The organism is Frondihabitans sp. PAMC 28766, assembly GCF_001577365.1.
GTDB lineage: Bacteria > Actinomycetota > Actinomycetes > Actinomycetales > Microbacteriaceae > Frondihabitans.
In genome coordinates this window covers 3,540,450-3,558,036 of the sequence record NZ_CP014513.1, presented here as the reverse complement: position 1 = coordinate 3,558,036, position 17,587 = coordinate 3,540,450, and the positions used below count along the sequence as shown (strand labels likewise).

18 protein-coding genes and 1 pseudogene are annotated in these 17,587 nt (G+C 70.2%); 9 read left to right on the top strand and 10 right to left on the bottom strand.

The window, feature by feature from the left end; all coding sequences use genetic code 11:
* Positions 1-8: 8 nt before the first annotated feature.
* From AX769_RS17040 to AX769_RS17025, 4 genes are all read left to right on the top strand, one after another.
* Positions 9-1,391, top strand: a complete 1,383-nt coding sequence (locus tag AX769_RS17040) for a GH1 family beta-glucosidase (RefSeq protein WP_066281775.1) — start codon at positions 9-11, stop codon at positions 1,389-1,391.
* The gene (locus AX769_RS17035; protein ID WP_082763887.1) at positions 1,388-2,581 is read left to right on the top strand and encodes a Gfo/Idh/MocA family protein; all 1,194 of its coding nucleotides are present in this window, start codon (positions 1,388-1,390) and stop codon (positions 2,579-2,581) included. The genes AX769_RS17040 and AX769_RS17035 overlap by 4 nt, the downstream gene beginning before the upstream one ends.
* Positions 2,578-3,402 carry a DUF1080 domain-containing protein gene (locus tag AX769_RS17030; RefSeq protein ID WP_066281773.1) on the top strand — a complete coding sequence of 275 codons (825 nt, stop codon included), beginning with the start codon at positions 2,578-2,580 and terminating at the stop codon, positions 3,400-3,402. The genes AX769_RS17035 and AX769_RS17030 overlap by 4 nt, the downstream gene beginning before the upstream one ends.
* Positions 3,403-3,502: 100 nt before the next feature.
* Positions 3,503-3,973 (top strand): carboxylesterase family protein, encoded by a 471-nt coding sequence (locus tag AX769_RS17025; RefSeq protein ID WP_066281772.1) that lies wholly within the window; start codon positions 3,503-3,505, stop codon positions 3,971-3,973.
* On the opposite strand, the gene AX769_RS17020 is transcribed toward AX769_RS17025, so the two are convergent.
* On the bottom strand, positions 3,970-6,315 hold the full coding sequence (locus AX769_RS17020; RefSeq protein WP_066281770.1) for an FUSC family protein: 2,346 nt from the start codon (positions 6,313-6,315) through the stop codon (positions 3,970-3,972). The genes AX769_RS17025 and AX769_RS17020 overlap by 4 nt on opposite strands.
* Positions 6,316-6,365: 50 nt before the next feature.
* Positions 6,366-6,950, bottom strand: coding sequence for a TetR/AcrR family transcriptional regulator (locus tag AX769_RS17015; protein ID WP_066281768.1), 585 nt, complete (start codon positions 6,948-6,950; stop codon positions 6,366-6,368).
* Positions 6,951-7,056: 106 nt separating this feature from the next.
* Here AX769_RS17015 and AX769_RS17010 point away from each other — a divergent pair, with 106 nt between their 5' ends.
* Positions 7,057-8,070, top strand: coding sequence for an aldo/keto reductase (locus AX769_RS17010; RefSeq protein ID WP_066281766.1), 1,014 nt, complete (start codon positions 7,057-7,059; stop codon positions 8,068-8,070).
* A gap of 2 nt (positions 8,071-8,072) precedes the next feature.
* The gene (locus tag AX769_RS17005; RefSeq protein ID WP_066281765.1) at positions 8,073-9,026 is read left to right on the top strand and encodes an SDR family NAD(P)-dependent oxidoreductase; all 954 of its coding nucleotides are present in this window, start codon (positions 8,073-8,075) and stop codon (positions 9,024-9,026) included.
* 39 nt (positions 9,027-9,065) lie between these two features.
* On the opposite strand, the gene AX769_RS17000 is transcribed toward AX769_RS17005, so the two are convergent.
* The 4 genes from AX769_RS17000 to AX769_RS16985 form a co-directional block, all read right to left on the bottom strand.
* Complete coding sequence (locus AX769_RS17000; protein WP_066281763.1) at positions 9,066-10,040, bottom strand: C40 family peptidase; 975 nt, start codon at positions 10,038-10,040, stop codon at positions 9,066-9,068.
* Between the two features lie 89 nt (positions 10,041-10,129).
* Positions 10,130-10,501, bottom strand: coding sequence for a VOC family protein (locus AX769_RS16995; protein WP_066281762.1), 372 nt, complete (start codon positions 10,499-10,501; stop codon positions 10,130-10,132).
* A 43-nt stretch (positions 10,502-10,544) separates the two neighbouring features.
* Positions 10,545-11,306, bottom strand: coding sequence for a YafY family protein (locus tag AX769_RS16990; protein ID WP_082763886.1), 762 nt, complete (start codon positions 11,304-11,306; stop codon positions 10,545-10,547).
* Positions 11,307-11,328: 22 nt separating this feature from the next.
* Positions 11,329-11,631 carry a hypothetical protein gene (locus AX769_RS16985; protein ID WP_066281760.1) on the bottom strand — a complete coding sequence of 101 codons (303 nt, stop codon included), beginning with the start codon at positions 11,629-11,631 and terminating at the stop codon, positions 11,329-11,331.
* Between the two features lie 122 nt (positions 11,632-11,753).
* On the opposite strand from AX769_RS16985, the pseudogene AX769_RS26085 reads away from it, so the two are divergent.
* Positions 11,754-13,707: pseudogene (locus AX769_RS26085) on the top strand (potassium transporter Kup).
* A 40-nt stretch (positions 13,708-13,747) separates the two neighbouring features.
* Here AX769_RS26085 and AX769_RS16975 read toward each other — a convergent pair.
* Entirely contained in the window at positions 13,748-14,401 is a 654-nt protein-coding gene (locus tag AX769_RS16975; protein WP_066281759.1) for a dihydrofolate reductase family protein, read from the bottom strand.
* A 152-nt stretch (positions 14,402-14,553) separates the two neighbouring features.
* On the opposite strand from AX769_RS16975, the gene AX769_RS16970 reads away from it, so the two are divergent.
* The gene (locus tag AX769_RS16970) at positions 14,554-15,663 is read left to right on the top strand and encodes a hypothetical protein (protein ID WP_066281758.1); all 1,110 of its coding nucleotides are present in this window, start codon (positions 14,554-14,556) and stop codon (positions 15,661-15,663) included.
* 95 nt (positions 15,664-15,758) lie between these two features.
* Positions 15,759-16,673: a hypothetical protein gene (locus AX769_RS16965; protein ID WP_066281757.1), complete on the top strand. Its 915-nt coding sequence runs from the start codon at positions 15,759-15,761 to the stop codon at positions 16,671-16,673.
* A gap of 31 nt (positions 16,674-16,704) precedes the next feature.
* Here the strand turns inward: AX769_RS16965 and AX769_RS16960 are convergent, their stop codons facing one another.
* The 3 genes from AX769_RS16960 to AX769_RS16950 are packed head-to-tail and all read right to left on the bottom strand — an operon-like array spanning position 16,705 to position 17,513.
* Positions 16,705-16,905: a hypothetical protein gene (locus AX769_RS16960; protein ID WP_066281756.1), complete on the bottom strand. Its 201-nt coding sequence runs from the start codon at positions 16,903-16,905 to the stop codon at positions 16,705-16,707.
* A 21-nt stretch (positions 16,906-16,926) separates the two neighbouring features.
* Positions 16,927-17,274 (bottom strand): type II toxin-antitoxin system PemK/MazF family toxin, encoded by a 348-nt coding sequence (locus tag AX769_RS16955; RefSeq protein ID WP_066281754.1) that lies wholly within the window; start codon positions 17,272-17,274, stop codon positions 16,927-16,929.
* Complete coding sequence (locus AX769_RS16950) at positions 17,268-17,513, bottom strand: CopG family transcriptional regulator (protein WP_066281752.1); 246 nt, start codon at positions 17,511-17,513, stop codon at positions 17,268-17,270. Before AX769_RS16950 ends, AX769_RS16955 begins: the two co-directional genes overlap by 7 nt.
* Between the last annotated feature and the right edge of the window lie 74 nt (positions 17,514-17,587).

Below are 17,587 nucleotides of genomic sequence, written 5' to 3'. Positions count from 1 at the left end.
AGGACACCATGAGCTTCACACGAGACGCCCTGCCCGCCGACTTCGTCATCGGGTCTGCGACCGCCGCCTATCAGATCGAGGGGTCGCCGACGGCGGGCGGCCGAGGCCCCAGTATCTGGGACGACTTCACCACCGTGCCGGGCGCGATCGCCGACGGCAGCACCGGCGAGCCCGCCGACGACCACTACAACCGTGCCGGCGAAGACATCGCCCTGATGGCGGGCCTCGGGCTCGACGCGTACCGCTTCTCGATCTCGTGGTCGCGCATCCAGCCCGACGGCACGGGGCCCGCGAACGCCGAGGGCGTCGCGTTCTACCGCCGCCTCGCCGAAGAGCTGATCGCCCAGGGCATCACGCCGTACGCGACGCTCTACCACTGGGATCTCCCGAGCGCGCTCGAGGCGAAGGGCGGTTGGCTCGCCCGCGAGACGGCCGACCGATTCGCCGAGTTCGCCCGGGTCACGGTCGAAGCGCTCGGCGACCTCGTCACCCACTGGATCACCCTCAACGAACCCTGGTGCTCGGCCTTCCTTGGCTACGCGTCCGGCGTGCACGCCCCGGGCCGTCGCCTCGGCAGCGAGGCGTCGCATGCGGCGCACCACCTCCTTCTCGGCCACGGCCGGGCTGTGGCTGCGATCCGCGAGGTCGCCCCGACTGCGACCGTGGGCGTCACGCTCAATCTGTACTCGGTGCGGGCGGCGACCGAGAGCGACGCCGACCGTGACGCGGCTCGACGCATCGACGGTCTGCAGAACCGGCTCTTCCTCGATCCTGTGCTTCGCGGCTCGTATCCGCGCGACGTGCTCGACGACCTCGGCGAGACCGCGTGGTTCGACGAGCAGCCGATGACCGATGCGGTCGAGATCGCCGCCGCTGTCGACTTCTTGGGCATCAACTACTACAGCCGGCACACCGTGAGGGCGGGCGCAGGATCCGACGGCTCGCTCGCCGCGGGCGACGCCAGCTCCAACCCCGGCTCGGAGTTCGTCGAGATGGTCGACACCGGCGCCCCGAAGACGCAGATGGGCTGGGAGGTGCACCCCGACGGTCTCCTCGACGTGCTGCGCATGGCGAACGCGCTGGCGCCGTCGATGCCTCTGTACGTCACCGAGAACGGCTCGGCCTACGACGACGCCGTCGTCGATGGGGCCGTCGACGACCTCGACCGCCGGTCCTATCTCGAAGCCCATCTCGCCGTCTGCGCGGCCGCAGTCGACGAGGGGCTGCCCCTCCGCGGCTACTTCGCCTGGAGCCTGATGGACAACTTCGAGTGGGCCTACGGCTACACGCGCCGGTTCGGCCTCGTGTACGTCGACTACGCCACGCAGCAGCGCACGGTCAAGACGAGTGGGCGCTGGCTCGCCGGTCTGCTCGGCGGGAGCCTCGCATGAGCGACCGGGCGGTCCCTGACCAGTCGGTCTCCGTCCGGTCGGTATCGCCGGGAACGGTGCCCGTCGCCACCCGCACGAAGGGCCTACCGACCCCTCCGCTGACGACCTACGCGATCGTCGGCAGCGGCTGGCGCTCGTCCGTCTTCCTGCGCCTCGCCTACGCTCTGCCCGAGAGGTTCCGCGTGACCGGTGTCGTGACCCGGCGTGCCGAGCCAGGAGCCGAGGTCGAGGCCTCCTGGGGCGTCCCCACCTACCGCTCGTTCGACGACCTCCTCGCCGTCGAGCGCCCCGACTTCGTCGTCGTGAGCGTGCCGTGGGCGGTCACGCCCGAGCTGACGCGCGAGCTCGTCGCCCGCGGCATCCCGGTGCTCTCGGAGACGCCGCCCGCCCCGGATCTCGACGGCATGCGGTCGCTCTGGGCGGACGTCGGCGCGAGCCGCCTCGTGCAGATCGCCGAGCAGTACGAGCTGCTGCCGTCGAACGCGGCTCGCCTGACTCTCGCGCGCGACGGCGTCATCGGCACTCCGACGGGGGCGCACGTCAGTTCGACGCACCTTTACCACGCTGTGGCGCTCATGCGGGCGGCCCTCGGGGTGGGCCTCGAGCCGGCCACCGTCGTCTCGCACGCCTTCACCGCGCCGCTGGTCGACCCGATCACCCCGGCGGGGTGGACGCAGGACTCGACGCCGAAAGACGCGCGCTCGATCCTGAGCACGATCGATTTCGGCGCGGGCCGGACGGGCGTCTACGACTTCACCGACAACCAGTGGTGGAACCCGCTGCGGCCCGACCACCTGCGAATCAGGGGGAGTGCCGGCGAGATCGACGACGACGACGTGGTGCGGCTCGCCGACCCCGTGACGCCCGTGATCTCGCGGCTCGAGCGCGCGATGTCGGGGCAGGGCATGAACTACGAGGGGCTAGACCTCACACACGTGTCGTTCGACGGACGCGTGGTCTTCCGCAACGAGTTCGAGGGGGCGCGCCTCATGGACGACGACATCGCCGTCGCCACGCTGCTCGCTCGTATGGGCGCTTGGATCCGCGAGGACGGGGCACCCCCGTATCCGCTGGCGCAGGGCCTCCACGACCACCAGATCGGCCTGGCGATCGACGAAGCCACCGCATCGGGGCTGCCGGTCACGACGACCCGCGAGCCGTGGGCTCTCGCCGACCGGACCGACTCATGAGCCGGGCACTGTTCGACGGCCACTCGCTCGCCGGCTGGCACGCCGTGCCGCGGCTGCCCGTGCCGGTCGCCCCGGGTGGTGTCGAGCCCGATCACGACTCGCCTCGCTATCGGGCTGCGGCAGCGACATCGGGCCGGTGGACGGTCGACGACGGCGCGATCGTCGGCGGGCAAGAACCACCCGGGGGCTTCGGCGGCTACCTCGTCACCGACGACGTGTTCGCCGACTTCGAGTTGACCCTCGAGGTGCGACCCGACTGGCCAGCCGACACCGGCTTCCTGGTGCGCACGACCGACATCGCGTCCCAGGGTCTGCAGGTGCTGGTCGACCACCACAAGTCGGGCAGCATCGGCGGCTTCTACGGCAACGGCGTCAGCGGCTTCCACGCGATCGGGCACGTGCTCGACGTGCACCGCGACGCCGACGGCCGCCCGAACGGTCTTGTCGAGGAAGACCCTGCGACCACCCTCGAGCCGGTCACGCAGGCCAAGATCGACCTGCTCTCGTACCGGGCGACGGCGTCCGACTTCCTCGACGCGTGGCGCTGGGGCGACTGGAACGAGATCCGGTTGCGCTGCGTCGGTGCGACGCCGACGCTCACCAGCTGGGTCAACGGCACGAAGCTCTACGAGGTCGAGACGGCCACGATGTCGTGGCCGGGCTACGACGCCGACCAGGTGGCCGCCCTCCTCGGGCGGGCCGGTCACATCGCCCTCGAGGTGCACGACAACGACGAGCGCATGGGCGACGACCGGTGGGCGCCGGGCGCTGTGGTGCGGTGGCGCGACCTCGTGGTGGACGAGGTCCTGCCCGAGGTCTGACGCTCACACGGCGTCGAGTGCCACCCACCCGTGCCGCCGGCGCAGCTCGTGGCTCACGCGGACGGGACGCGCGGGTCTCTCGGAGGTCAGCCGAGCCGGGGTGGCCGATCTGCGGCTCGCCGGGGTCTCGGACGCTGCCGTCGACGCGTACCTCGCGCGGATCGCCGACGTGGGGGAGGAGTACGCGCAGAGCGTGCTGGCCGTCGAGCAGATGTTCCGCGGCCCCGCAATGCATGTCCGGGCGCTGCGCGAAGCCTCCGGCTCGGCCGCTGCGACGTGGCTGTTCGACTTCGCCTACCGGTCGCCGGTCACGGGCACGGCCGCCCACTGCCAGGACATCCCGTTCGCGTTCGACCTGCTCGACGCGTCAGGCGTGAACGAGCAGTTCGGCGCGAACCCGCCGCAGGCTCTCGCCGACGCGATGCATGCAGCGTGGGTGCGGTTCATCACGACCGGTGCCGTCGACTGGCCGTCCGTCGAGTCGCACGCGTCGGGTGCCCAGGTGTTCGACGTCTCGTCGGCGTACGACCCGGGCGACTACCGGTTCGACTCCGAGGTGGCCGGGGTCTAGCGGCCGGATGCGCCGGCGGGCTCGCCCGCGCGCAGCGGTTCGAGCGTCGCCCCGAGCTCGGAGGCGCGGTTGCAGAGCGCCTGATCGATGGCGTGGAGGTGGCGCGCGACCCCGGTGAGGGCCCGGTAGCGACGGGAGCCGTCGAGGTCGGTGTGGTCTTCGAGCAGGTCGATGACGTCGCCCGCCGGTCGGAGGGTGACCTCGGACATCCTGGTGTCGAGAGCGCCTACGAAGGCGTCGATGTCGGCCCGCACGGCGGCGACGGCCCGGTCGAGCGCCTCGCGCAGGGCGGGTGTGTCGGCTGCGCCCAGAGCACCGTCGGCCAGGCGCATGAGGGCCCGCCCGTGGTACTCGCAGGCCCCCAGGATCACCAGTGTGCGACGGGATCCTGACCGGTTCGACACCCCCGACCAGCCCTGCGTGACCGGCTTGCTCGTCGTGGTCAGCGCCAGGTAGGAGTCGCGGAGCGCTCGTGCGTCGTCGGGGGCGGCCGCGGCCCCGCCGACGGGCCGGGTCGGCATCGAGAGGCGCCGGACGGCGGTGCCGAGCGACGACGACAGTGCCCCCAGGAAGGTGCGGGTGCCCGCACGCATCGCGTCGCGCGTGCTGTTGGGGAAGACGAAGTAGGAGACCAGGATGCCGATCGCGGCGCCGAGGGCCGTCTCTTCGAGTCTCAGCAGCAGCAGGCCGACGCTGAACTCGCCGAGCAGGCCGTAAAGCAGCGCGAGCATGGTCGTGATGCCGAAGATCATCCACACCTGCGACACCTGCATGAAGTAGAAGCCGAGGAACAGGCAGATCACGATCAGCACGATCGACACCACGAAGTTGCCGCTGACGACCCCGGCGATCAGCACGCCGAACACGACGCCGCCGAGCGTGCCGACGACCCTCAGCCAGCCCTTCGACAGGATCTCGCCGCGCGTCGACGTGCCGATGTAGACGACGAACGCCGCGATCGACGCCCAGAACCAGCGGGTCGGCGAGAGCGCCGTGCCCGCGGCGAGGGCCAGTGCCCCGGCGAGCCCGACCTGCACCGCCGTGCGCGCGAGCTGGGGGAGGGCGTCGCGGCGACGCTGCCGCGGTGTCGGCGACGGGTCGTCGGCAGGATCAGCGGGCTCCAGCGCCTCGAGATCGTCGACCGTCTCGGCGGCCTGGGCGGCTTGCGCGGGGTCGCCGTCGGGGCCGCGGGCGACGATGCCCTGCCAGGACGCGAACCCGAAGCTGATGAGGCGGCCCATCGTCTCGAGCCGTTCGTCGCTCTCGGAGACCCCGTCGGGCGACACGTGGGCGCCGTGCCCGGCGACCACCGGGATCGACGAGGTGAACGGCTGTGCCTCGTCGCCCAGGGCTTCGGCGCGCACCTGCTCGCGGCTCATCTGCGCGGGGGCGTGCACGGCACGCCGCAGTCGACGGAGGCGCTGCGAGAGATCGAGACGTTGATCGTCGGTCAGAGTCTTGTCGACGAGCACCCGGCGGACGACGCTGTGCAGACGCTCGAGGGTGAGCTGGAAGTCGAAGATGCGCACGCTGAGCTCGGCGTTGGCGAGGCCGTCCACCAGGGGGTGGTCGGCCGTGCCGAGGGCCTGCTCGGCCCCCGAGGCCGTCGAGCTGCTGGCCGCGAGCCGCGAGGCGACCGAGCGGTGCAGTTTCTCGTCGATGCCTCCGGCGCGGACGCCCTCGTCGACGGCGTCCAGCACCCGCCCGGCTCGCACGCCGAGGGCCCCCAGCATCCGCCGGAGATCGCGGTCGGGGTGCCGCGGACGCAGCAGCCACCGCAGCGCGATCACGACGAGGGCGGCGATGACGATGGCGCCGTAGATCTCGGGCAGTTCGCCCCGATCCACCTTCGTGAAGATCGAGATGAAGTACGTCATGAACGCGATCATCCCGATCGGCACGCCGCGCTGGCCGATCACGCGCACGAAGATCGCGGCCATGGCGACGGCCACGAACACGATGTCGGCCACCAGCGTCACGTCGTTCGTCAGCGACGCGAGGGTGACGCCTATCATCGCCGACGGGATCATCAGCAGGATCGTGACCGCTCGCGGCTTCGCCCTCGGCTCGCGGACGGCGTTGTTGGAGATCATCGTCAGCATGAGCCCGGGGATGATCCCGATGGCCGACAGGTGCGTGATCGCTGCGAGAGCGAACAGGACGATCGCGACGACGATCAGGCACGTGATGGTCGTGGTCGCCGTGCGGAGCCGCGACAGGTCGGGGTCGGACGTCGCGACGACGCGAATGGCGCGCCGGACGGGCCTCGTGACCGTGCGTCGCGCCCGTGCGAGCGAGGACTCGCCGAGGGGTATCGACACCGTCGACGTGTCTAGCGCCATGGCTGCCTCCGTGCCTCGAGATTACCGGTCCCGCCCGCGGTCTGGCTATGTCAGACGCGAGAGGCCGCGACACCGCGGACGAGCAGGTCGGCCAGACGATCCGCCTGCGGTCGCTGAGCCGGTCGCCCGGCCACGACCGCGATGCCGGCCAGCGCGGCGAGCACGTCGTCCGCGCGAGTGCCCGGCACCACCGCGCCCGACGAGCGCCCGGCGCGGAGCAGCAGCTCCACCGCGGCGAGCAACCGGTCGAGGGTGTGCACGCGGCTGTCGACGTCGTTCGAGAGGAGGGCGCGAACGGTGTCGGCCATGCCCGCTTTCGTGCTCATGTAGTCGAGGTAGCGCCCCATCCACGCTCGGGCGGCGTCGAGGGGTGGCATCCGCGCTAGAAGTTCGTCGGCGGCCGCGCAGAGGTAGTCGATCGACTCGCTGTAGGCGGCGATCATCAGGTCGTCCCTCGTCGGGAAGTGCCGGAAGAGCGTCGCGATCCCGACGCCGGCGTCACGCGCGATGGAGTTCAACGTGGCGTCGGCGCCATCGACGGCGAAAGCGCGAGCCGCCGCCTGGAGGATCTTCGCGCGATTCTCCCGGCCATCGGACCGGGGCGCGCGGCGGCTTGTGGGGCGAGCCTCCTGCATCGTGTGACCTCTGTCTTCGGGGATGGTTGCTTAACGGAGTCTACTTCGTTTAGTCTCGATTTTAACGGAGCTTACTCCGTTTAAGACGAAAGAAGGCGTCCGAACGATGAAACGCAGGATCCTGGGCGCGAGCGGCATCTCAGTCAGTGAGATCACGCTCGGCGCGATGATGTTCGGCGCGATGGGCAATCGAGACCACGACGAATCGGTCGGGATCATTCGCACGGCCCTCGACGCGGGCATCAACTTCATCGACACGGCCGACGTCTACTCGGCGGGCGAGTCGGAGGTGATCGTCGGCAAGGCGATCCGCGGGCGGCGGGACGACGTCGTGGTCGCGACGAAGTTCGGCCTCGCGATGGGCGACGATGCCAACCAGAGCGGGGCGTCGGCGCGCTGGATCCGACATGAGGTCGAACAGAGCCTCCGCCGCCTCGGCACCGACTGGATCGACCTCTACCAGCTGCACCGGCCCGACCACGAGACTCCCGTCGACGAGACCCTCGCCGTGCTGAGCGACCTCGTGCGCGAGGGCAAGGTGCGCGCGATCGGCTCGTCGACCTTCCCCGCCGATCTCATCGTCGAGGCGCAGTGGGCGGCCTGTCGCGGCGGTCATCGACGCTTCGTGACCGAGCAGCCGCTCTACTCGATCCTGACCCGCAGCATCGAGCGGGCGGTGCTTCCGACCGCCCAGCGGCACGGTATGGGTGTGATCAGCTACAGCCCGCTGAACGCGGGGTGGCTGTCAGGGCGCGCCGATCCGTCCGGCGCGCACCGCGCCTCGAGCCGTCCGAGCATGTACGACGTGTCCGTCCCCGCCAACGCCTCGAAGGCCGACGCGGTCCGTCGACTGACGACGCTGGCGCAGGAAGCCGGTCTCCCGCTGCCGCATCTCGCCCTGGCCTTCGTCCTCGCTCACCCCGCTCTCACGAGCGTGATCATCGGCCCCCGTACCCTCGACCAGCTCACCAGCCTGCTGCCCGCGGCCGACGTCGTCCTCAGCGCAGAGACACTCGACCGCATCGACGAGACCGTGGCGCCCGGCACCGACGTGAACCCCGACGACAACTACGACGCGGCGCCGCCGGCGCTGCTCGACGCGACACTGAGGAGGCGCTGACCATGGCGGAAGGTCGAATCACGAGCCCGTTCGGAGCGGACACGACTGCTCTGCAGGTGGTCGAGGCAATCGACCTGACCGGTCGCAGAGCCATCGTCACCGGCGGATCGTCGGGCATCGGGGTCGAGACCGCTCGCGCGCTCTCGGCCGCGGGGGCTGCCGTCACGCTTGCCGTGCGCGATCCTGCCACCGGCCACGAGACTGCCGCCGACATCACGGCGGCCACGGGCAACCCGGTCGACGTCGCCCGGCTCGACATCGCCGATCTCGAGTCGATCGAGGCTTTCGTCGGCGGCTGGCGCGGCGCCCTAGACATCCTGGTGGCGAATGCCGGGATCATGGCGCTGCCCGACCTCCACCGCACGGCCGCGGGCTGGGAGCTGCAGTTCGCCACGAACCACCTCGGGCACTTCCACCTCACAACGGGGCTCCACGACGCGTTGGCCGCTGCGGGCGACGCCCGTGTGGTCGCCGTCAGTTCGGTCGGTCACATCGACGGCGGCGTCGACTTCGACGACCTGATGTTCGAGAGGCGCCCCTACGACCGGTGGGCGGCCTACGGCCAGTCGAAGACGGCCAACATCCTGTTCGGGGTCGAGGGCTCACGCCGCTGGGCGGCCGACGGCATCACGATCAATGCGCTCAACCCCGGCAGGATCCCGGCTACCGGCCTGATGAGGCACCTGGGCTCCGTGCCGCCCGCCGCCGCCCCGGGCGTGGCGAGCAGCACGGGCGTCTCGGTGAAGACCGTCGAGCAGGGCGCGGCGACCTCGGTCTTCTTGGCTGTCTCGCCGCTGGTCGAGGGCGCAGGCGGCCGCTACTTCGAGGACTGCAACGAGGCGGCCCCGCATCAGCCCGGCATCCGCCGTGGCGTTGCCCCGTACGCGCTCGATCCTGACGACGCTGCCCGGCTCTGGAGGGTGTCCGAGGAGCTCGTGGCTGCTGCTCGTCGCTGAGTGGCGCGTAAATCGACCGGAGTCGGCGGCCCTGGCGGCTCAGGCCCCGGCGACGTGCACGTACGTCGGCTTGCCCCAGACGGCCTGCACCTCGACGTCGCGGCCGACGTTCGGCGCGTCGACCATGTAGCCGTCGCCGATGTAAATGCCGATGTGCTGGTGCGGGTAGACCACGAGGTCGCCGGGCTGCACCTTGTCGGCGGCGATCGGCGTGCCGAGGGCGGCGATGCCGTCGACGTCGTGAGGCACGGCGATGCCGAACTTCGCGTAGACGTACATGACGAGGCCCGAGCAGTCGAAGCCGGTCTTCGGGTCGGCCCCGTCGTGCACGTAAGGCACGACGCCGACGTACTTCACGGCGGCGGCGACGATCTCGTCGGCAGTGGCCGACGCGGAGTCGAGCGTCGCGGCCGCGACCTTGTCGGCGACGGTGCCGGAGGTGACCGTCGTGACACCGGTGGTGCTGAGGGCGGTGTCGGTGGTCGTGGTCGAAGTCGAGGCGGTGGCGCCAGGCTTCGAGGGGGTAGCGGCAGTCGTGGCAGCGGTCGTGCCGGCGGCAGCCGCCGTCGCTGCAGCGCTGTAGGTGACGACCGTCACGGGCGCCGCCAGGATGGCCGCGATCGCCGCCGCCTTTGTCAGCGCGTCCGGCGCGCTCACCTTGAGCGCCCGCGCTTTCGCGGCCTCAGCCGCGGCGAGCACGGCCGGAGGTGTCGCGGTGTAGTCGTCGCGGGCCACCTGATCGACGGCCACGGTGCTCGGCACCGTGAACGACTGAGCCGCGGCGTGGACGTGAGCCGTGGTCTGGCGGGCGTGCGACGTGCTGTGCAGGGTCGCCGCTTCGGCGGGCAGGATCATCGAGATCGACAGCCCGGCCACGGCGACGACGGCCGACGACGAGACGACGGCGCAGCGAAAGCTCAGCCCGCCGGCCTGCACGGCTGCAGTCGGGGCGGAGATGTGATGCACGGCGTGACGCCCCCGGGGCACGGGCGTGGCGCGGTGTCGTGCGGTCATGTGTCCACAGTAGGTCGAAGGTCGCCGGTGCACGAGCCCCCCTTCGGTCGGCACCCGTTCGGGGCATGACCGAGGGAGGCCCGAGCGGGCTATTCCGGTCGCGAGAACAGGTTGACGAGGTTGCCGTCCGGGTCGCGGAAGAGGGTCGACCGGTTGCCCCACGGCATCGTCGTCGGCTCGAGGACGACGTCGTCGAGGCTGCCGCGGAGGCGCTCGAAATCAGCGTCGACGTCATCGACGGCGAACTCGATGATGACGGAGTCGTTGCGCCCGGGTATGGGTGCACCGTCGCCGAGCATGGCGACGGTGGCCGTGCTGCCGATGGCGAGCACGCCGGTCTCGGTGCGGAACTCTGCGAACACGGGCGCCGGGCGGGAGGCGCTCGACTCGGTGACCGCCTCGTAGAAGCGGGCCAGACGGTCGACGTCGTCGGTGATGATCCTGATCGATGCGAGATTCATGGCTTCATCGTGACCGGCGTCGGCGACACCGTCCTGTCGGTGTTTAGCGAACTCTCGTGGCGGCACCGCCCGCACCGTCTGCAGGGTCTGCAGGGTCTGCAGGGTCTGCAGGGTCTGCAGCGACGGTGCGCAGATCGCCGTAGGGGATGTCGAGGTCCTCGGCCCGGAGGGTGCGCCGAGGCGGCCTCTCGCCCGTCGGCTCGGCGCGGAGGATGCGGTCGCCGCGGAAGGCCCTGACCCCGTCGCGCAGCCGGCACCACGCGATGAGATACCACGACTGGCCGCGCCCGACGTAGCCCATCGGCTCGACGTCGCGAGTCGTCTCGGCGCTGTCACGGCCGCGGTAGGCGATGCGCAGCACCTGGCCGGAGTGCAGGGCCCCGGTCAGCGCGGCGGGTGACTCCAGCGGCGGGCCGTCGGCCAGCAGGTGGATGCGGGTCGCCAGCTCGATGGTCTCGGTCAGGCTGCGGTCATCGGTCACGGCTACGACCTTTTGCAGCGCCGACCGTGCCGAGTCACGAAAGGGGCTGCTCGACAGCATCTCGAGCGAGATCAGGATCGCCAGGGCCTCGTCGACGGTGAACCCCAGAGGCGCCAGCGTGTGCGACGCGTCGAGGCAGTAGCCGCCCGTCCGGCCCGGTTCAGCCCAGATCGGCACGCCCGACTGCTGCAGGGCGTTGAGGTCCCGTTCGATCGTCCGAGAGCTGACCTCGAAGCGCTCGGCGAGCCACCTTGCGCTGCGGGGCCGGGGTGCGACGGCACGCAACTCTTCGACGAGGGCGTACAGCCGATCGGTGCGGTTCACACCACGACCCTAGAGCGTTCCGTCAGGCGGCCGGAGCCCGCTTCTTCGTCTCGAAGAGAGCCCGATAGCCGAAGCCGGCGATCAGGGCGCCGACGATCGGGAAGACGATCAGCAGCAGCAGCAGCGTCAGAGTGAAGCCGATCGCGATCGGCGCGAACCCCCGGCAGAGGGGAACTTCGCTGAGAAGATCGCCGTCGACACGAGGCCGAAGACGAGCAGGAAGGTGCCTGCTGCCTCGGCCGTCCAGCGGCCGAGAGTGGTGGGGACATCGGGTTCGGGTACGTCCGGATACGACGTGATCCTCCTTGTGGTGATGGTTACTCACAGTGAAAACCCGAATCACCCTCATGGTTATCGTGGCGCGCCGACTTCGGCGGGCATTCGCCGTCGACGGTGGCAGGATGATCGGAGCCGCCACCTGCACGGCCGGATCTGGAGTGATGACGCGTGACCGAGACCCGTACGCCTGCGCCCGCAGCGACACAATCGGACGATGCCGGATCCGGCGGGCACGGGCACAAGGGAGTCACGGGCCTGGCGCTCGTCGCTCTCGGCGTCGTGTTCGGCGACATCGGGACGAGCCCCCTCTACGCGCTCCGCACGGTCTTCACCATCGACGGCGGCGCGGTGCACGCGGTTCGCGAGGACGTCTACGGCGTCATCTCGATGATGTTCTGGAGTATGACGATCGTCGTCTCGTTCAAATACGTCCTCGTGCTCATGCGAGCCGACAACAACGGCGAGGGCGGGGTCATGGCGTTGGCAGCGCTGGCTCGCCGGCTCTACTCGAAACGGCGCGGTGGAGCCGCGATCTTCCTCGTCATCGGCATCGTCGGGGTCTCGCTCTTCTACGGAGACTCGGTCATCACGCCGGCCGTCTCGGTGCTCTCGGCGGTGGAGGGGCTCGGGACGGCTGCGCCATCGATCGGCCATCTCGTCGTGCCGATCGCCGCGGTGATCCTGATCCTGCTGTTCCTGGTGCAACGCTTCGGAACCGGCAAGGTCGGGGCCGCCTTCGGCCCGATCATGCTGCTGTGGTTCGTCGTGATCGCCGTGGCCGGCGTGCCGATGATCGTCAAGCACCCCGACGTGCTGCAGGGCATCTCGCCGACCTGGGCCATCATCTTCGTCTTCGCCCACCCGTACATCACCTTCGTGGCCATCGGCGCCGTCGTCCTCGTCATCACGGGGCCGAAGCCCTGTACGCCGACATGGGCCACTTCGGTCGGGTGCCCATCCGCCGCGCGTGGTTCTTCGTCGTGTTCCCCGCTCTGGTCATCAATTACCTCGGGCAGGGCGCTCTCGTGCTCAACGAGCCGGGGGCCACGAAGGATCCGTTCTTCATGCTGTTCCCGAACGGGCTCCAGCTCCCCGTCGTGATCCTGGCCACGGCCGCGACGGTCATCGCCAGCCAGGCCGTCATCTCGGGCGCCTTCTCGCTGACGCGGCAGGCCGTGCAAGTGGGGCTGCTGCCGCCGCTGACGATCCGGCAGACCTCGAAGGAGGAGGGCGGCCAGATCTACCTGCCCGCTGTCAACCTGTTGCTGTTCATCGGCGTGATGGCCATCATGCTCGCGTTCCGCTCGTCCGCTGCGCTGACCACCGCGTACGGGTCTCGGTCACCGGCGCGCTCGTCGTCGACACGCTGTTGCTCCTGCTCGTCTCGCGGCAGCTCTGGCACTGGCGCCTCTGGAAGACGATCCTCGCGGCGGTGGTCTTCGGCGGGCTCGAGCTGACCTTCCTCGCGGGCAACCTCTCGAAGATCGTCCACGGCGGATGGGTGCCGTTGCTCATCGCCCTGTCCGTCATCACGGTCATGACGACCTGGCGTCGCGGACGGCAGCTCGTCCAGGATCAGCGCGAAGAGCTCGAGGGGCCGCTCGAGGACTTCATCGAGCAGGTCAACACGACGCGCGTGCCCCGGGTCCAGGGCGTCGCGATCTTCCCGCACCCCAACAAAGACACGACGCCACTCGCCCTCCGGGCCAACGTCGAGCACAACCACGTGATGCACGACCGCGTGATCATCGTGTCGGTGCACACGGCCAACGTGCCGCATGTGCCGCATTCGAAGGCGTTCACGCGTGACGACCTCGGCTACACCGACGACGGCATCGAGCACGTGACCGTGAAGTTCGGCTTCTCGGACGACCAGGATCTGCCGTTCGCCCTGCACGCGGCGTGCCTCAGCGAGGTCCTCGACGTCGAACCGGACGCCATGGACGACGCGTCGTACTTCATCTCGCGCGGCGGCCTTCGGCTGACACGTGGCAGCCACGGCATGGTGGCGTGGCGCAAGAAGCTCTTCGTGGCCCTTGCGCACAACGCGGCCGACCCCGCGGCGCGGTTCATGCTGCCGCCCGGGCGCACCGTCACGATGGGCAACGACGTCGAGATCTGACATCGCCGCGTCGGCCTGACGTCGACGCTGCGGCCTGACGTCAGTCGCGCTCGCGGCGCGTGAACGTCAGGTGCGTCACGCCGCTGGGCGAGGAGACCGCTTCCGTCGTGAATCGCTCCTCCAGCCCTTCGAGGCCGTCCCAGAGCCGCTCGCCACGACCGAGCACGATCGGCACGACGACGAGGTGCAGGTGGTCGACGAGGTCGGCGGCCAGGAACTCACGGACGGTCTCGACTCCGCCCCCGATCCTGATGTCGGCGTCGCCCGCTGCTTCGCGCGCCTGGGCGAGTGCGTCCGCGGGCGTGGCGTCGATGAAGTGGAAGGTCGTGCCGCCCGCCATCTCGAGGCGCGGCTTGGGGAAGTGCGTGAGCACGAAGACCGGGGTGTGGAAGGGCGGGTCGTCGTCCCACCAGCCCTTCCAGCCGTCGTCGGGCCATTCGCCGCGCTGCGGGCCGAACTTGTTGCGGCCCATGATCTCGGCGCCGATGCCGGTGGCCCACTGGCTGGCGAACTCCTCGTCGACACCCTCGGTGCCGCCGGGCTGACCCTGCATGGCCCGAAAGGTCGGCGTGCCCATGAACCACTGCATGAGCCGGCCGTCGGCGTGGCCGAACGGTGCTTCGAGCGACTGGTCGGCGCCCGTGCCGAACCCGTCGATCGAGATGGCGAAATTGTGCACGCGGACTTTCGACACGGGTCCTCCTCGGTTCGTTGTCGTGCTGCCACTGTAGGGCTCCGGCGCCACGCGGCGCGTGCGCCGAGAGGACAGCTCGGCGCAACCCTCGAGGCGTAGCCTGCAACCGATCGCGAGGGCCGCCCGACCCCCGCCAGAACAAGGAGACCGCAGTGACGCTCACCGTTCCATCCACTCTTCTCTCGGCAGGGCCCGTTCTCTTCGCGCCCGACCTCGCCGCCGACGGCACCGCGGTGCTCTTCGCGGCAGACGTCGCCAAGGCGACGGTCTTCGCCTTCCAATTGCCTGCCGAGACGCCTGCGGCCGACGCCGAGGTGCGCGTCGACCACCTCGGCACGAAGGTCGCTTCGCTGCTCGGGGTCGAACCCGCCGATGCGCTCATCCGCGGAATCACGGTGCACCCCGCGTCGCACGCTGTCTACCTCTCCGTCTCGCGCGGCCACGGCGCCGAAGCCGCCCCGGCCGTCGTCCGCGTCGGCACCGACGGCGAGTTCAGCGTCGTCGAGCTCGACGCCCTGCCCGCCACCTCGTTCGAGCTCGACGACGCGCCTGCCGCTGACGACGAGCGCATGGACGTCTACCTCACCGGCACCGAGCCGAACTCCACCCAGCGCGAGTTCAACGGCGTGACCCTCGACATCGCCCAGGTGCCGCTTCAGCGCTCGACGATCACCGGCCTCGCCTGGGTCGACGGCACCCTGTTCGTCGCGGGCCTCAGCAACGAGGAGTTCACGTCGCGGCTGCGTCAGATCCGCTATCCGTTCGACGGCGCCGCGACGGAGACGAGTGTCGAGATCTACCACGTCGACCACGGCAAATACGAGACGCAGTCCCCGATCCGTGCACTGACGTCGTTCGACGACGGTGCGAGCATCCTCGCCACCTACACGTGCACGCCCGTGGCCCAGTTCTCCGTCGCCGACCTCACCGGTTCGGGCCTCGTCCGCGGGCGCACAGTCGCCGAGCTCGGCCCGATGAACCAGCCGTTCAGCATCGTCTCGTACGACCGCGACGGCGAGGAGTACCTGCTCGTCTCGAACACCCGCCACCCGCTGCTCAAGATCCCGGCGTCGTCCATCGCCGGGCAGGAGGCGCTCGACCTGCCGCTGTCCGACGACGGGGCGTCGCGCGGCGTGCCCCGCGACGAGCTCGACCACCCCGGCGTCACGTGGATGGCCAACCTCGACCGCTCGCACATCGTCGTCGTGCAGGACGAGGGCGGCGACACGAACCTGCGCACGTTCAGCGCCGCCGAGCTCTGAGCGGCGTCCGGGCCGAGTGGGTCGGAGGCGACTGGGTCGTCTCCGGCCCCGGCCTTCCGGCGGTCCTCGCGCTGGCCCCGGTCTCCGCGCTGGCTGTGATCTCCGCACCGGGTCGAGGGCAGGATCTCGTCGCCACGGCCGGGTCATGGGCCCGCGAGCCCGGCGCGTCCCGGTTCACGCCGCGCTTCCGAGCGGTGCCGGGTGCGATCTATACCCTGCTCGGTCGCGAGGGCTCGGACGACGAGTGGCGCGAGCTGGCTCGGGTCGTCGTGCCCGGTGCCGATCCCGAACGGCGCGCCGTGGTCGAGTCGATCGACCCCGGGGCGCCCGAGGTGCCTGCGAACCTGCTGCGATTCGCGGTGACGTTCTCCGTGCCGATGGAGGACGGGTCGGCGGCGGGGCACCTGCACCTGCTCGACGAGTCGGGGGCGGAGCTTCCCGGCACGGTTCTCGAGACGCCCGAGCTCTGGAGTCGAGATCGCCGCCGCCTCACCGTGCTGCTCGAGCCGGGGCGCGTCAAGCGAGGGCTGCAGCCCAATGCTCAGGCCGGGGCGCCGATGCACGACGGGGGAGAGGTGACCCTCGTGGTCGACTCGGCCGTGCGAGACGCCGACGGCGCATTCCTGGTCGAGGAGGCTCGCCGAACGTTCAGGGTCGGCCCCGCGGTGCGCGCCCGGGTCGACCCGGCTCGGTGGCAGGTGGCCTGGCCCGAGGAGGCCAGCGGCCGGCTGATCATCGCCTTCGACCGCCCGCTGGACCGGGCCCTCGTGCAGCGGTGCCTGCGGGTCATTGATGCCGACGGCGGCCGCGTGACGGGTGCGGTTTCTCTCGATCCTGAGACCACGGTCTGGACTTTCACGCCCGCGCCCGGCGCCTTCGTCGGCGAGCTGCACGTCGACACCCGTCTCGAAGACCTGGCCGGCAACTCGGTGCGGCGCGTCTTCGACCGCGACCTCGACTCGCCTGCCGACGCCACCCTCGACGCACCCTTCGTCGTGCTCCGGCGCTGACACCGCGCGCGAGATCACACCTGAGCCGCCGTCACTCGGCCGCGGCGGGCCGAACTTCGATCTCGTCGCGCAGGTGCAGTCGCGCCTCCTCCTCGGTGCGCCCGAGCTGCTGACCGATCGAGTGGGCGAGAATGTGCGCGAGGAAGGTCGTCACCATGGTCGCCAGCACGGCGATGAGAGCCGACCAGTGCAGGATGCTCGACCGACTCGCCCCGACGACCGACGCGAGCACGAGGATGTCGCCGTAGATGATTCAGATGCCGGCGACGAGGCGCACGCCCGCAGCCACTTTCGAGACGATGTACGACGGCAGATGCCCGACCGGGTACGGGTCGAGGTACTCACGGCTCACGGGGCCGATCTGCGAGACGACTGCCACCGAGTCTCTCTCTAGCCCCGACGCCTCGATCGGCACCAGCACATTGCCGGGAAACGCCTCGAGCGCCGTGTTCGACGTCAGCGGCACGACCAGGACGGTGGCGATGTCGGTGGCCAGCAGCCAGTTCTCTTGCGCGACGACCGCCGGGCGGACCTTCGCGGGCTCCGAACCTCGCGGTGAACCGAAGTCCACCCAGACCACGTCGCCGTGGGCGATTACCACTCCGTGCTTCGAAGGAGGTTCTGCTCTGACGCGCGGAGAAAAGCGCTGTCTTCCGACGGTTGTCCGGCCCGTGCGATGGCGGCGTTGGCCTGCGCGGTGAGCTCGGCGTCGCCTTCGAGCTCGCGGGCCAGCTTGTCCGCCGCCAGCCGGTAGAACTCCGAGCGGTTCATGTGGTTGCGGGCCGCGACACGCTCGAAGCGCTCGAAGTCGCCGTCCGGAAGCGAGATAGCAGTTCTCATGCAACGAGTATAACTAGTTATACCGAGGCGCGGCACCCGTCGCGTCGACCAAACCGAGGTGTGGCCTCTAAGGC

Bases quoted from the DNA above. Each gene is read 5' to 3' on its own strand.
- AX769_RS16995 (WP_066281762.1), bottom strand. From the start codon at position 10,501: ATGAATCTCGCATCGATCAGGATCATCACCGACGACGTCGACCGTCTG.
- AX769_RS17040 (WP_066281775.1), top strand. From the start codon at position 9: ATGAGCTTCACACGAGACGCCCTGCCCGCCGACTTCGTCATCGGGTCT.
- AX769_RS17030 (WP_066281773.1), top strand. From the start codon at position 2,578: ATGAGCCGGGCACTGTTCGACGGCCACTCGCTCGCCGGCTGGCACGCC.
- AX769_RS17005 (WP_066281765.1), top strand. From the start codon at position 8,073: ATGGCGGAAGGTCGAATCACGAGCCCGTTCGGAGCGGACACGACTGCT.
- AX769_RS17010 (WP_066281766.1), top strand. From the start codon at position 7,057: ATGAAACGCAGGATCCTGGGCGCGAGCGGCATCTCAGTCAGTGAGATC.
- AX769_RS17015 (WP_066281768.1), bottom strand. From the start codon at position 6,950: ATGCAGGAGGCTCGCCCCACAAGCCGCCGCGCGCCCCGGTCCGATGGC.
- AX769_RS16950 (WP_066281752.1), bottom strand. From the start codon at position 17,513: ATGAGAACTGCTATCTCGCTTCCGGACGGCGACTTCGAGCGCTTCGAG.
- AX769_RS17000 (WP_066281763.1), bottom strand. From the start codon at position 10,040: ATGACCGCACGACACCGCGCCACGCCCGTGCCCCGGGGGCGTCACGCC.
- AX769_RS17020 (WP_066281770.1), bottom strand. From the start codon at position 6,315: ATGGCGCTAGACACGTCGACGGTGTCGATACCCCTCGGCGAGTCCTCG.
- AX769_RS17035 (WP_082763887.1), top strand. From the start codon at position 1,388: ATGAGCGACCGGGCGGTCCCTGACCAGTCGGTCTCCGTCCGGTCGGTA.